Source organism: Ralstonia sp. SA306 (assembly GCF_054792405.1).
The window spans coordinates 1,466,040-1,479,235 of sequence record NZ_CP096451.1; the positions used below are offsets into that span (position 1 = coordinate 1,466,040).

Consider the following 13,196-nt stretch of genomic DNA (forward strand, 5'->3'; position numbering starts at 1 on the left):
GCGGCAATCGTGCCGCAGTGCCGGTTGTGATGCGCCTCACGCCCGCCGCGCCAGCCGCACCCCGGTGAACTGCCACCGCTGGTGCGGATAAAAGAAGTTGCGGTACGTCGCCCGCAGATGCCCCTCGGGCGACACACACGATCCGCCGCGCAGCACCATCTGGCTGCACATGAACTTGCCGTTGTATTCGCCCACGGCCCCTTCGGCCGGCTCAAAACCCGGGTACGGGCCATAAGGGCTGGCGGTCCATTCCCACACATCACCGAACAGTTGACGCAGGCTGCCTGCCTCGGCGATGCCGTGGTCGGGCAACGGGCGTAGCGCGCCCCGGCCGGCGAAGTTGCCTTGCACGGGTAGGCCTTCTGCGGCGTGCTCCCACTCAGCTTCAGTCGGGAGGCGGGCGCCGGCCCAGCGGGCATAGGCATCGGCCTCGTAAAAGCTGACGTGCGCCACGGGCGCATCCAGATCCACCGGCTGCAAACCGTGCAGCGACATTTGCTGCCAACCTTCGGCCTCGTCCATGCCGGTGCGCCAGTAGAGCGGGGCGTCAACGCCTTCGCTCTGCACCCACGCCCAGCCGTCGGACAGCCACAGGGTGGGCTGCCGATAACCGCCGTCCTGCATGAAGGCAAGCCACTCGCGGTTGGTGACCGGGTGCGTGGCCAATGCATAGGGCTCAAGCCAGACGGTGTGGCGCGGGCCTTCGCAATCAAACGTGAAACCGGTATCGGACTCGGTCTTGCCGATCTGCACGGCGCCGCCCTGGAAGCTCACCCAGCCCGGTTGCGCGGGCGCCGCATGCACGCGCGGCGGCGGTTCTGCATAGGCCGGGCATAGCGGATTCTGCGCAAACAAGTGGAGCAGATCGGTCAGCAGCAGTTCCTGATGCTGCTGCTCGTGATGCAGGCCAAGCGTAATCAAGCGAGCCAGGTCATCCGGTACGCCATCGGCCAGCAAGCACTGCATGGCCGCATCGACATGGGCGCGATAGGCGCGCACCTCATCGAGCGTAGGGCGGGTGAGCATGCCGCGACGCGGGCGCGGGTGCCGCGCACCCACGGTCTCGTAGTACGAATTGAACAGGTAGCGGTAGCGTGCGTCCGGCGAGCGATAGCCCGGCACGTTCGGACCCAGGATGAATTCTTCGAAAAACCACGTCGTGTGGGCCAGATGCCATTTGGCGGGGCTGGCGTCGTCCATGGATTGGACGGTGGCATCGGCGTCGGACAGCGGCGCGGCCAAGGCCAGGGATTGGGCGCGGACCACGCCGTAGTGTTGCATCAGGGCGGGCAGAGCGATGCTAGGCACATCGAAAACGGGCGATACACGCATGGTGTCTCCAGAGCAGGCAGCGAGAACAGCACAGCAGCAAGTGGGCCATGCCGCTGCGCACGCATTGGCGCACGCCGCTTGCCCATTTTCGTAAGAAGAATATGCGAGCTTTGTAACTTTGCCATGCACAACACCGGCGATGCTGCATTGCGGCGACGGCTGCACTGCAGCATCGATTGTCATGAAATAGTCACTGCGCGCACCTAGGATGTAAACGTTTACAAATTCCGAGGGGCGAGCAGTGGGCAGCAGCATCAAGGACGTAGCGACGCATGCCGGCATTTCGATTGCCACGGTGTCGCGGGCGGTCAATACGCCGGAGCGCGTGAGCGCATCGACGCTGGCCCGTGTGCAGGCCGCCATGGATGCGCTTCACTACCGCCCCAACGCGCTGGGCCGCCAGTTACGCGCCGAGCGCACGGGCTTGCTGGGTGTGGTGCTGCCGTCGCTGGCCAACCCCGTGTTTGCCGAATGCATGCAGGGCATCGAGGAAGCAGCGTCCATCACGGGCCAACGTGTGATGCTCATGACGACTGCGTACGACCGCGAGCGTGAAGCCCGCGCCATCGAAACCATGCTCGAGCAACGTGTCGACGGCCTGATCCTGACCGTGGCCGATGCCGCCGCCAATCCGCACCTCGATCGCCTCGACGCCGAGCACGTGCCTTACGTGCTGGTCTACAACGACACGGTTGGCCAAGCGCGCATTCCTGCCCGCTGCTGCGTCACGGTCGACAACCGGGCGGCCGCACGCGACGCCATTCGCGCGTTGCTCGCGCAGGGGCATCGTCAAATCCGCATGCTCACTGGCACGCTGGCAGCGTCGGACCGTGCGGCGCTGCGCCACGATGGCTACCGCGAAGCGCTGGAAGCGGCCGGCATTGCGCCGCAGCCGCCCGTCGAAATTGATTTCAATGCCGATGCCATGCTGCCCGCCGAGCTGGCCCGCCTGCTGGCCCCGCCGCGCCCGACCGCCATTTTCTGCAGCAACGACCGCCTTGCGCTGCTCACCATCCGCTCGCTGCGCGAGATGGGCCTGCGCGTGCCAGAAGACGTGAGCGTGGTTGGCTTCGATGGCCTGGCGATGGGGCAGTGGCTTTCGCCCACGCTTGCGACGGTGGCGCAGCCGCATCGCCGAATCGGCACCGACGCGGCCATGGCACTGGCTCGCCGCATCACCGGCGAGGTGGTGCCCTCGATTACGTTGCCGCACCGTCTGCTGGCGGGCGGCACGCTGGCCCGTGCGCCGGCTGAAGCGTCTCTCTCCGTTGTTTCTTCCCTCACGTCTGATACGCAAGGAGCGTCTCGATGAAACGTCTCGTTCAATGGCTGCGCGCGTGCGGCCTCGTGGCAGCCGGCGCATTCGCCCTGGCTGCGCCGGTGCAGGCACAGCCGGCCGGCCAGCAAGTCGCCATCTGCTACAACTGCCCGCCCGAATGGGCCGACTGGGCCAGCCAGATCAAGGCCATCAAGGAAAAGACCGGCATCACCGTGCCGTTCGACAACAAGAACTCCGGCCAGGCCATCGCGCAGATGCTGGCCGAGAAGTCGCATCCCGTGGCTGACGTGGCCTACCTGGGCATCACGTCCGCGTATCAGGCCAAGGAGAAAGGCCTGGTCGCGAACTACAAGCCCAAGCATTGGGAAGATATTCCGGCCGGCATGAAAGACCCGGATGGCGCGTTCTTCTCGATCCACTCCGGCACGCTGGGCTTCTTCGTCAACAAGGACGCATTGGAAGGCAAGCCCGTGCCGCGCTCGTGGAAGGACCTGCTCAAGCCCGAATACAAGGGCATGGTCGGCTACCTGGACCCGAGCAGCGCCTTCGTCGGCTACGTGGGTGCCGTGGCGGTCAACCAGGCGCTGGGCGGCACGCTGGACAACTTCACCCCGGCCATCGAGTGGTTCAAGCAGTTGAAGAAGAACGCGCCGATCGTGCCGAAGCAGACCGCCTACGCACGCGTGGTGGCAGGCGAAATCCCCATCCTGCTCGACTATGACTTCAACGCCTACCGCGCCAAGTACAAGGATCACGCCAACGTGGAATTCGTGATCCCGCAGGAAGGCACGATTGCCGTGCCGTACGTGATGAGCCTGACGGCCGGCGCGCCGCATGCCGAGAATGCCAAGAAGGTGCTGGATTTCGTGCTGTCGGACGAGGGCCAGACACTGTGGGCCAACGCCTACCTGCGCCCGGTGCGCGCCAGCGCCATGAGCAAGGAAGCCGCCTCGCGCTTCCTGCCGGCCAGCGAATACGCCCGCGCAAAGACGGTCGACTTCAACAAGATGGCGGCCGGCCAGCAGGCGTTTGGCACGCGCTACCTGAACGAGGTCCGCTGAGCATGAGCACCGTCACCCGAACCACCTTGCCCGACGATGCGGTATTGCCCGCACGGTGGCGGGTGGCGTTGCTGGCGCCGGCCGTTGCACTGTTCTGCGCATTCTGGCTGCTGCCGATGGCCGCGTTGCTGCGTGTGAGCGGTAGCGAAGGCCTTGTCGCCACCTACACGGCGGCGGTCACTACACCGCGCTACCTGGGCAGCCTGTTTTCGACGGTGGTGCTGTCGGCAGCGGTCACGCTGGCCACGCTCGTCCTATCGACCATCGCCGGGTTGTTTCTGGTGCGCCACAACGTGCCGGGCAAACGAATGATTACCGCCATGCTGACGTTCCCGCTGGCGTTTCCCGGTGTGGTGGTCGGCTTCATGGTGATTCTGCTGGCCGGGCGCCAGGGCCTGCTGGGCGATCTCACACACAAGCTGGTCGGAGAGAAATGGGTCTTCGCTTATTCCATCGGCGGGCTGTTTCTCGGTTACCTGTATTTCTCGATCCCGCGCGTGGTGCTGACGGTCATGGCAGCGGCGGAAAAGCTTGATCGTTCACTGGAAGAAGCGGCGCGCTCGCTGGGCGCGTCGTCGTGGCAGGTGACGCGTGACGTGCTCGTGCCGGGGTTGGCGCCTGCGCTCATCGCCTCGGGGGCGATCTGTTTTGCCACGTCGATGGGCGCGTTCGGCACGGCCTTCACGCTCGCCACCGATATCGACGTTTTGCCGATGACGATCTATACCGAGTTCACGCTCAATGCCGGAATTGCCATGGCGGCCGCGCTGTCGGTTGTGCTGGGCGTGGTGACGTGGCTGGTGCTGGCGATTGCACGCACGGCGGCTGGCGGACAAGCGGGGGCGGCGGCATGAAACGCGCCTTGTCTGCTGCGCAGTGGATCATCACGCTGCTGCTGTGCCTCTTCCTGATCGTGCCCGTCGTGCTCTCGATGGCCGTGGGGCTGACGCGCAACTACATCCGCGGCTTCAAGAGCGGTTGGACGCTGGATTGGGTCGCTCAGGTCTGGGACATGTACCAGGCGTCCATCTGGATGTCGCTGCTGGTGGCGCTGTGCACGCTGGTGATCGTATTGGCGGCGGGCGTGCCGGCAGGCTATGTGCTCGCGCGGCGCCAGAGCCGCGCCAGCCGCCTGATCGAAGAATTCCTGACGCTGCCCGTGGCGCTGCCGGGGCTGGCCACGGCGCTCGGGCTGATCGTGGCGTACGGCGGCTTTGGTGGCTTTCGCGAGAGCTTGTGGTTCATCGTCGTCGGCCACGTGGTGTTCACGCTGCCGTTCATGGTGCGCTCGGTCGCAGCCGTGGCGGCAGGCCAGAACCTGAAGACGCTGGAGGAGGGCGCCGCCAGCCTGGGCGCGTCGTTCTGGCAGCGCTTTCGCACCATCGTGCTGCCCAACGTGCAGCCCGGCATCCTGGCCGGCGCGTTGACGGTGGTGACGCTCTCGGTGGGCGAATTCAACCTCACCTGGATGCTGCACACACCAGAAACCAAGACCCTGCCGGTCGGCCTGGCCGATACCTATGCGTCGATGCGCCTGGAGATTGCCAGCGCCTACACGCTGATCTTCTTCGTCATGATCGTGCCGCTGCTGGTGCTGATGCAGCGCTTTGGCGGCCTGCGGGTGAACAACGGAAAGGCTTCCCGATGAGTACCGAACCCCTACACCTCGCCCCCGTGCCGATCCGGCTGCGCGGCTGCGGAAAACACTTTGGCGGCCAGCGCGTGCTGGAGTCGATGGACCTCGACATCGCCGCCGGGGAGACCGTCGTGCTGCTCGGCCCGTCGGGCTGCGGCAAGACCACCACGCTGCGCATCGTCGCCGGGCTGGAGGCGCCGGATGCCGGCGGCACCGTGCACTTTGGCGACGAAGACGTCACCGCGCGCCCGATCGAGCGCCGCCGCGTCGGCATGGTGTTCCAGAGCTACGCGCTGTTTCCCAATCTGAGCGTGCGCGGCAACGTGGAATACGGCCTGCGCATCCAGCGCCGGCAGAACGGCTTGTCTGATACGCAGATCAGCGCCCGGGCGAACACGCTGCTGGAGATGATGCATCTCACGCCGTACGCAGACCGCGGCGTGGACCAGCTCTCCGGCGGGCAGCGCCAACGTGTGGCACTGGCGCGCGCGCTGGCGCCCGAGCCGCGGGTGCTGCTGCTCGATGAACCGCTCACAGCGCTCGATGCCAAGCTGCGTGAATCCGTGCGCGCGGAGATGGACCGCCTGCTGCGCAGCCTCGGCATCACGACCATCTACGTGACGCACGATCAGGAAGAGGCGATGGCGCTGGCCGATCGCATTGTCGTCATGGAAGCCGGCCGCATTGCGCAGATCGGCACGCCGCGCGAAATCTACTTCCAGCCAGCCAACCGGCACGTGGCGGATTTCATCGGGATCATGAACCGGCTGGACGGCACGCGGCAGGATGGCGCATTCGTCTGCGCGGGCGGCCGCGTCCTCGTGCCGGCAGGCGAAGGCAACGCCGTGTTTTTCCGTCCCGAAGATGCCGTGCTGGCGGACCCGGCCCGGGCCGCGCTCAAGGGCACGGTCGAATCGGCGGTGTTTCTCGGCTTCCGCACCCGCGTGCGCGTGGCCGGCGTGTCGGCCATGCCGCTGTTCATCGACGTGCCCGGCCGCCAGCAGTTTGCGCCGGGCCATGCGGTCGGCTTCGATGTTCCGGCAGACCGCCTTCTGACCCTGCAAGCCTGATGCCGATGCATTTCCTGCAACTCACCGATCTTCATATCAAGCGCCCGGGGCGACTGGCGTATCGGCGCGTGGATTCGGCGGCCTATTTGGCGCGCTGCGTGGCGCATATCCTGGCGCAGCAGGAGAAGCCCGACGCCATCGTCCTGACCGGCGATCTTGTGGATGCCGGCGCGCCGGAGGAGTACGCCCATCTGCGCGCCGTGCTGGCGCCGCTGGATGCGGCTGGCATCCGCATGCTGCCGGTGCTGGGCAACCACGACGGCCGTGACGCCGCGCGCGATGCCTTTGCCGATTGGGTCGCGCCCATTCCAGCCTCGGCGCAGGATACGCACGCTTTCCAGTACTGGACAGACATTGGCGACGTGCGCCTGGTCGTGCTCGATACGCTGGACACCGGCCATCCCGGCGGCCGCCTGGGCGTACAGCGCCTTGATTGGCTGGCCGAAGCGCTGTCGCGCGAGACGCAACGCCCGACCGTCATCGCGATGCACCATCCGCCGTTCGCAACGGGCATCGGCCACATGGACGTGCAATCGCTCGCCGAAGAAGACATCCCGGCCTTCGCGCAGATCGTGCGTGCCGCCGGCAATGTCGAGCGCATCATCTGCGGCCATCTGCATCGCTCCATTGACGTGCGCTTTGCGGGCACCGTCGCATCGACATGCCCATCCCCCGCGCACCAGGTGGCGCTGGATCTTGACCCCGACGCGGCGCCCGGTTTCGTGATGGAGCCGCCCGCGTACAAGGTCCACGCCTGGGTGCCGGGCCAAGGCCTGGTGAGCCATCTCGCGTACGTGGGCGAGTTCGACGGGCCGCACCCATTCTTCGAGGCCGATGGCCGGCTGATCGACTAAGCCGCTTCCACGGCGGCGCCTGCCATGCGTGCGACCAGCGCATCGACCTCGTTTTCTGCCGAGGCAATCGATGCGCGCAGCCGGTCGTCTGCAAACTCGTCGTATTCGATGGCCACCGATGCCACATCGCTGATCCCGATGTAGCCGAACGCCGTTGCGACGCCGCCTTCCACGTGGTTCATGTGGGCGATGCGCTGGCCAGGGCCGTAACCGAAATCGCCGCGAGAACTCAGGATGACCAGGCGCTTGTTCATGCCGGCCAGCAACGGCCAATAGGGCTCGCCGGTGCGGCTGCGGTCGAAGCCGAACGTGCGGCCCACGCGCACGATGTTGTCGATGTACGCCTTGAACTGCGCGGGCATGCCGAAGTTGTACATCGGCACGCCAGCCACGATCACGTCGGCGGCAAGCAACTCGTCGATCAGCGCATCGCTTTGCGCAAGGCGATCGTGCATCCACGGTTCGCGCTGCGCAGGCGGCGTGAACGCGGCGTGTACCCAGGGGCCGTCGACGGGCGAGGGCGGTTCACCGCCGATGTCGCGATAGACGACCTGCGCGTCGGGCGCATGTTCTAGCCAGCGTCGCACGAAGCGCGCAGAGAGCCGACGCGTATGGGAGCCATGGCGCGAAGTCTCGGAGGTGCCCGGCCGGGCGCTTGAATCGAGGTGCAACAGGCGGATCGGAGAAGTCATTTACGCATCCGTTTTGAGTTGAGTGGAGGTGTGGCCACTCTACGAACCGCGCTGCACCGCGACAAACGAGTTGTTTTGCGTGCCACAGCTGACATGGATTCATCCATGCCGCTCACGCGGGAAAAACGCCCATGACACAATCCCGCGCATGCGAAAACTGCCACCCCTGAGCGCGCTGCGCGCCTTTGAAGCCACCGCGCGCCACCTCAGCATGAAGCGCGCTGCCGACGAGCTGTCGGTCACGCCCACGGCCGTCAGCCATCAGATCCGCCGCCTGGAAGACGCGCTGGGCGTGACGCTGTTCGAGCGCCACGTGCGGGCGCTGCGCCTGTCAGCCGCCGGCCAGCAGTTGTATCCCGTGCTCAATACCGGCTTTGACGCGTTTGCGCAGGTGATCGATGCCCTTCGTGGCCCGCAAGCGCAACCGACCCGCCAGCGCGTCACACTTACCGCGCCGATGGGGCTTGCCGCGCGCTGGCTGGTGCCGCGGCTGGGTGAATTCGCGACGCAGCATCCGGAGGTGGATCTGCGCATTCATGCGTCCGACACCGTGGTCGACCTGTACGGCGGCAGTGCAGACCTTGCAGTGCGCTATGGCGATACGCCCGCTGAGGCCAACGGACTCATCAGCGAACATCTTTTTGGCGATGCCTATGCGCCGGTCTGCCATCCGGGCCTGAACGTCCAGTCGCATGACGATCTGGCGCGCGTGCCGCTCATCCACTCCGAATGGCAGCGCACGCTGCCGCAGCCGATTGGCTGGCCGATGTGGGCGCGCGCCGCCGGTATCGAGCACAGGCTCAAGACCGACACGGGCATCGTGCTGTCCGACGACGGGCACGCCATGTCGGCGGCAATGGCCGGGCAGGGCGTGATCCTGGCGAATCTGCCGCTGGTGCGCGATGCGCTGGAGAGTGGCGCGCTCGTCCAGCCGTTTGCAGCGCCCGTCATTCAGCGCTATGACTTCTGGGCCGTGGCGCCATCTGCGCGGCTTGAAGACGCCGCCGTGCGCTCTGTGTGGGATTGGCTATGCGCGTGCCGCGAAAACACGGCACGCGTGCATCGCTCAGCGCAATAGCGGCGACGTGGTACGCGCCGGCGCGAACGCTTCGTGCCACGCAGCGGCAAGCTGCAGCAGCGCAAATTCTGACCGCGGCGGGGCAATGACCTGCAAGCCCAGCGGCAGGCCGTCGGTGGTGAAACCCGACGGCAGGCTTGCGGCCGGCACACCCGCCAGCGTGGCGCCAATCACGACTTCCATCCAGCGGTGATACGTGTCCATGGCGCGGCCGGCTACCGTCTTGGGCCAGTGTTCTTCCGCAGGAAAAGGCGCAACTTGCGTGCAAGGCAGGACAAGAAAATCGTACTGTGCGAACTGCCCCAGCAGCGCCTGATACCAGCTTGCGCGCGTGGCAATGGCGCGGTTGATGTCGATGGCGGTGCGGCTGCGTCCGTGCTCGATTTCCCAGATGGCTTCGGGCTTGAGCAAGTCACGCGTGGCTGCGTTGGCGTAGAGGAGCCCCAGGTTGCCGGATACGCTCAGCGCGCGCAGCGTGCACCAGCATTCCCACAACGCATCCATCGCGAAGAAGGGCCGTACGGTTTCGACATGGCAGCCCAGCGTATCGAATGTGTCCAGCGCCTGCTCGTTGACGGCCAGCACTTCGCGGTCGACGGCAAGGTAGCCGCCAAAATCGCCCAGCCACCCAATGCGCGCTTGCCGGAAATCACGGTGCAGCGGCCGCATGAAGCACGCCGGATCGTCACCCAGTGACAGCGGCGCTCGCGGGTCGTAACCGGCCTGCGTGGCGAGCAACCAAGCGAGGTCTTGCGGATTGCGCGCCATTGGGCCTTCGGTGCCCAGTTGTTGGAAGAACACGTCGCCGGTGGGGCCGTAGGGCACGCGCCCGAGGCTTGGGCGCAGGCCGTAGATATGGTTCCAGGCAGCCGGGTTGCGCAGCGAGCCCATCATGTCGCTGCCGTCGGCCACGGGCAGCATGTTCAGCGCCAGTGCAACGGCTGTGCCACCGCTGCTGCCGCCGGCCGAGCGCTCGGGGTTCCAGGCGTTGCGTGTGATGCCGTACACACGGTTGTAGGTGTGCGAGCCGAGGCCGAACTCCGGCGTGTTCGTCTTGCCGATCAGCACGGTGCCCTGGCGGCGGATGCGCTCCACGACGATGCTGTCGTGTGTCGGCACATTGCGCGCCATGGCGAGACTGCCCATCGCCGTCACCATGCCGGCGGTGGCCGCAAGATCCTTCGGCGCTTGCGGAAAGCCATGCATCCAGCCGCCGGACAAGCCCTGCGAGAGCAGCACATCCCGCTCGCGCGCCTGGTCGATGGCGGATTCGGCATCGATGCGGGCCACGACAGCATTCACCACCGGGTTATGGCGATCGATCTGCGCGAGGAACGCTTCCATGACTTCCACGCACGACACGTCACGCGCGTGGATGCGCCGCGACAGCTCGATCGCGCTCCATTGCACGATCTCTTCGTTGGCGGCCGCGGGTGTGGCTGCCTGGCTGAGGTTGGCTTGCATGGCTTGACTTGAAGTTCACTTCACGCGGTCAGGTAGGTCTGCGCCAGACGCACCCAGGCAGCTGCGCCCAGCGGCAACACTTGGTCGTTGAAATCGTAGCCAGGGTTGTGCACCATGCAGCCGCCGAATTCACCTTCGCCATTGCCGAGGATCAGGTAGCAGCCGGGCACTTCGTTGAGCATCCAAGCAAAGTCTTCGCTGCCGTTGAGCCCCTTGGGCGCCTGCGTGACGACGTTTGCCGCACCCACCAGTTCGGTGCAGACCTGCTGCGCCAGTTGCGTCTCTGCCTCGGTATTGACCATGGGCGGCGTCAATTGACGATAGTCGATCTGCGCCTCGACGCCATGGGCTTGTGCGGTCAGGCTGACGATCTCGCGGATGCGCATTTCCACCAGCGCGCGCGTTTCGGGCCGCGCCGCACGCACATTCAGGCCGATCGTCACCGATTCGGGAATCACGTTGTGCGTTGCACCGCCACGAATGAACCCGACCGACACCACCGCCGTGTCGTCGGGTGCGACGTTGCGTGCGACCACGGTCTGCAGCGCGGTGATGATGGCGGCCGATGCAGCAATCGGATCACGTGCGCGATGCGGCATCGCGCCGTGCCCGCCCATGCCCTTGATGGTGACGTCGGCCACGTCGGAAGACAGGCTCACCGGCCCCGACAACACGCGGAAGCTACCGGCCGGCACGCCCGGCATGTTGTGCAAGGCATAGACGGCATCGCACGGGAAGCGCTCGAACAGCCCGTCTTCGATCATGGCGCGCGCGCCGCACAGGTTTTCCTCATCAGGCTGGAAGATGAGGTTGAGCGTGCCGTCAAAGTCGCGGCTCTCGGCCAGCGCCTTGGCCGCTGCGAGCAGGATGGCGGTGTGGCCGTCGTGGCCGCACGCGTGCATCTTGCCGTGGTTGCGGCTGGCGTAGGGCAGGCCCGTTGCTTCAACGATGGGCAGGGCGTCCATGTCCGCGCGAATGCCGAGTCGGCGCGTGCCGCTGCCGAGCTTCAGTTGCCCCACCACGCCGTTCTTGCCGATGCCGGTATGCACCTCGTAGCCCCAGCTCTTGAGCAGATCGGCCACCAATGTGCTGGTCGCGCCCACCTCGAAACCGAGTTCAGGCTGCGCGTGGATCTGGCGGCGGATGTTGACGAACGTTTCTGCATCGATATGAACGGGCGGCAGCAGATGCGGTAGCAGTTGGAACGGCGTGAGCGTGGGCGCTTTGGTCATGTCGGGGCTCCGGGGTTGGAGGTTGGAATCGGGTTCAGTGGGTTTCGCGCGCTTCACGCAGGCTCAGCACGGTCAGCAGCGTGATGGCACTGCACGCCATCATGTAAAAGGCAGGGGAGAGCGGATTGCCGGTGCGAGCCAGCAGCCAGGTCACGACAAACTGGCACGAACCACCAAACACCGTGACACCAATCGCGTAGATGACCGACAGGCCGCTGGCACGCACCTTGATGGGCAGCAGCTCCATCATCATGAGCAGCATCGGCGTGGTGCCCAGGTACAGCGCGCCCGTGAGCAACGCCGACAGCGCCAGCACCAGCGGCACGCTCGGGTAATGCGTCATCAGCCAGAAGGCCGGATAGAGCGCCACCACCGTGACCAGCGTTGCGCCCACCACCAGCGGCTTGCGGCGCGGCAGGCGATCCGCCAGCCAACCCGAGAGCAGCGATGCGCCAAAGCTGGTCACCCCCGTCACACAACCGGCAAGCAGCGACAGCGAGGGCGGCAGATGCAGCTCGCGGATCATGTAGGTCGGCATGAAATAGATGACCAGATACGTGCCGACCGTCCCGCCGATGATCGTGAGCACGCCCTTGATGACGAGCCCGCCGTGATCGCGGAACAAGGTGCCGAGCGGGCTCGGTGCATGCGCCTCGGCGGTGTGCGTTTCATCGAGGTGCGAGCGGATATACAGGCCCACCGGCGCGATCAGCAGGCCGAGGAAGAACGGCACACGCCAGCCCCAGCTCTGCAGCGCTTCCGGCGACAGGCTGCCGTACAGAATGGCCGCGGTCAGTGCGCCGCACAGGGCTGCAAGGCCCTGGCTGCCCAGCTGCCAGCTCACGCGAAAGCCACGCCCGCGAATACCGCCGGATTCCATCAGCATCGCAGTCGACGCACCGATTTCTCCGCCCAGCGAGAAACCCTGCAGCAGCCGCCCGGCCAGAATGACCAGCGGGCCGAGCAGGCCTGCAGTGGCGTACGTAGGCGCCACCGCCAGGCACAGCGTGCCGATGACCATCAGCCCGATCGTCAGCGTCATCGCGGCCTTGCGCCCGTGGCGGTCTGCGTAGTTGCCGATCACGAAGCCGCCCAGCGGCCGCATCACAAAGCCGATACCGAACGTTGCCACCGCCAGCAGCAGCGAGCCATACGCGCTGTCGGACGGAAAGAACAGCTTGCCGATCATCAGCGCGAAGAAGCTGTAGACCGTGAAGTCATACATCTCCAGCGCATTGCCGATCGAGCACGCGGCAATCAGTCGTGCCTGGCCGACAGGCTTGGACACAGCAGCGACCGAGGCGGGCAAGGGCGGCTGCAGGGTGGCGTCATTCATGAGGGTCTCCATCCGGGGTATTGGCGAGAGGGCTTCTATGAACCCTTGGCGCTTGCAGTATTCCGCCAAGCCGCAGTCGGAAAAAATCGTAAATATTCATCTCGATAACCAAATAGAATCACCGTCATAACCGGCGTGTATCCGCTATCGGGGAAAGCCCGC

At 65.8% G+C, this 13,196-nt stretch carries 12 protein-coding genes; 7 read left to right on the forward strand and 5 right to left on the reverse strand.

Going from position 1 to position 13,196, the window contains the following annotated elements:
- Positions 1-36: 36 nt before the first annotated feature.
- Positions 37-1,332 (reverse strand): ergothioneine biosynthesis protein EgtB, encoded by a 1,296-nt coding sequence (gene egtB, locus M1D44_RS07040; protein WP_316853920.1) that lies wholly within the window; start codon positions 1,330-1,332, stop codon positions 37-39.
- Positions 1,333-1,573: 241 nt separating this feature from the next.
- Between egtB and M1D44_RS07045 the strand changes: the two genes are divergently transcribed.
- Genes M1D44_RS07045 through M1D44_RS07070 form a run of 6 tightly spaced genes read left to right on the forward strand, consistent with a single transcriptional unit; the run spans position 1,574 to position 7,232 of the window.
- Positions 1,574-2,644 (forward strand): LacI family DNA-binding transcriptional regulator, encoded by a 1,071-nt coding sequence (locus M1D44_RS07045; protein WP_112184842.1) that lies wholly within the window; start codon positions 1,574-1,576, stop codon positions 2,642-2,644.
- Positions 2,641-3,672, forward strand: a complete 1,032-nt coding sequence (locus tag M1D44_RS07050) for an ABC transporter substrate-binding protein (RefSeq protein WP_316853921.1) — start codon at positions 2,641-2,643, stop codon at positions 3,670-3,672. Before M1D44_RS07045 ends, M1D44_RS07050 begins: the two co-directional genes overlap by 4 nt.
- Before the next feature lie 2 nt (positions 3,673-3,674).
- Entirely contained in the window at positions 3,675-4,526 is an 852-nt protein-coding gene (locus M1D44_RS07055) for an ABC transporter permease (RefSeq protein ID WP_112184844.1), read from the forward strand.
- Positions 4,523-5,320 carry an ABC transporter permease gene (locus M1D44_RS07060; protein WP_024975673.1) on the forward strand — a complete coding sequence of 266 codons (798 nt, stop codon included), beginning with the start codon at positions 4,523-4,525 and terminating at the stop codon, positions 5,318-5,320. Before M1D44_RS07055 ends, M1D44_RS07060 begins: the two co-directional genes overlap by 4 nt.
- Positions 5,317-6,378, forward strand: coding sequence for an ABC transporter ATP-binding protein (locus M1D44_RS07065; protein WP_316853922.1), 1,062 nt, complete (start codon positions 5,317-5,319; stop codon positions 6,376-6,378). Before M1D44_RS07060 ends, M1D44_RS07065 begins: the two co-directional genes overlap by 4 nt.
- A 5-nt stretch (positions 6,379-6,383) precedes the next feature.
- Positions 6,384-7,232, forward strand: a complete 849-nt coding sequence (locus tag M1D44_RS07070) for a phosphodiesterase (protein ID WP_316853959.1) — start codon at positions 6,384-6,386, stop codon at positions 7,230-7,232.
- Here M1D44_RS07070 and M1D44_RS07075 read toward each other — a convergent pair.
- A complete protein-coding gene (locus M1D44_RS07075) occupies positions 7,229-7,924 on the reverse strand; it encodes an FMN-dependent NADH-azoreductase (protein ID WP_316853923.1) in 696 nt (231 codons plus the stop codon). The two genes, M1D44_RS07070 and M1D44_RS07075, sit on opposite strands and share 4 nt — an antisense overlap.
- Positions 7,925-8,072: 148 nt before the next feature.
- Here M1D44_RS07075 and M1D44_RS07080 point away from each other — a divergent pair, with 148 nt between their 5' ends.
- Positions 8,073-9,002: a LysR substrate-binding domain-containing protein gene (locus M1D44_RS07080; RefSeq protein WP_316853924.1), complete on the forward strand. Its 930-nt coding sequence runs from the start codon at positions 8,073-8,075 to the stop codon at positions 9,000-9,002.
- On the opposite strand, the gene M1D44_RS07085 is transcribed toward M1D44_RS07080, so the two are convergent.
- From M1D44_RS07085 to M1D44_RS07095, 3 genes are read right to left on the reverse strand one after another with little or no spacing between them, the layout of a single operon-like run.
- A complete protein-coding gene (locus M1D44_RS07085) occupies positions 8,991-10,466 on the reverse strand; it encodes an amidase (protein WP_316853925.1) in 1,476 nt (491 codons plus the stop codon). The genes M1D44_RS07080 and M1D44_RS07085 overlap by 12 nt on opposite strands.
- 20 nt (positions 10,467-10,486) lie before the next feature.
- The gene (locus tag M1D44_RS07090) at positions 10,487-11,698 is read right to left on the reverse strand and encodes a M20 aminoacylase family protein (protein ID WP_316853926.1); all 1,212 of its coding nucleotides are present in this window, start codon (positions 11,696-11,698) and stop codon (positions 10,487-10,489) included.
- A gap of 34 nt (positions 11,699-11,732) precedes the next feature.
- The gene (locus M1D44_RS07095; RefSeq protein ID WP_316853927.1) at positions 11,733-13,034 is read right to left on the reverse strand and encodes an MFS transporter; all 1,302 of its coding nucleotides are present in this window, start codon (positions 13,032-13,034) and stop codon (positions 11,733-11,735) included.
- Positions 13,035-13,196: the final 162 nt, after the last annotated feature.

Excerpts from the sequence above, each read along its gene's own strand:
- M1D44_RS07095 (WP_316853927.1), bottom strand. The coding sequence starts at position 13,034 with ATGAATGACGCCACCCTGCAGCCGCCCTTGCCCGCCTCGGTCGCTGCT.
- M1D44_RS07065 (WP_316853922.1), top strand. The coding sequence starts at position 5,317 with ATGAGTACCGAACCCCTACACCTCGCCCCCGTGCCGATCCGGCTGCGC.
- M1D44_RS07080 (WP_316853924.1), top strand. The coding sequence starts at position 8,073 with ATGCGAAAACTGCCACCCCTGAGCGCGCTGCGCGCCTTTGAAGCCACC.
- M1D44_RS07090 (WP_316853926.1), bottom strand. The coding sequence starts at position 11,698 with ATGACCAAAGCGCCCACGCTCACGCCGTTCCAACTGCTACCGCATCTG.
- M1D44_RS07070 (WP_316853959.1), top strand. The coding sequence starts at position 6,384 with ATGCATTTCCTGCAACTCACCGATCTTCATATCAAGCGCCCGGGGCGA.
- egtB (WP_316853920.1), bottom strand. The coding sequence starts at position 1,332 with ATGCGTGTATCGCCCGTTTTCGATGTGCCTAGCATCGCTCTGCCCGCC.
- M1D44_RS07085 (WP_316853925.1), bottom strand. The coding sequence starts at position 10,466 with ATGCAAGCCAACCTCAGCCAGGCAGCCACACCCGCGGCCGCCAACGAA.
- M1D44_RS07050 (WP_316853921.1), top strand. The coding sequence starts at position 2,641 with ATGAAACGTCTCGTTCAATGGCTGCGCGCGTGCGGCCTCGTGGCAGCC.
- M1D44_RS07055 (WP_112184844.1), top strand. The coding sequence starts at position 3,675 with ATGAGCACCGTCACCCGAACCACCTTGCCCGACGATGCGGTATTGCCC.
- M1D44_RS07075 (WP_316853923.1), bottom strand. The coding sequence starts at position 7,924 with ATGACTTCTCCGATCCGCCTGTTGCACCTCGATTCAAGCGCCCGGCCG.
- M1D44_RS07060 (WP_024975673.1), top strand. The coding sequence starts at position 4,523 with ATGAAACGCGCCTTGTCTGCTGCGCAGTGGATCATCACGCTGCTGCTG.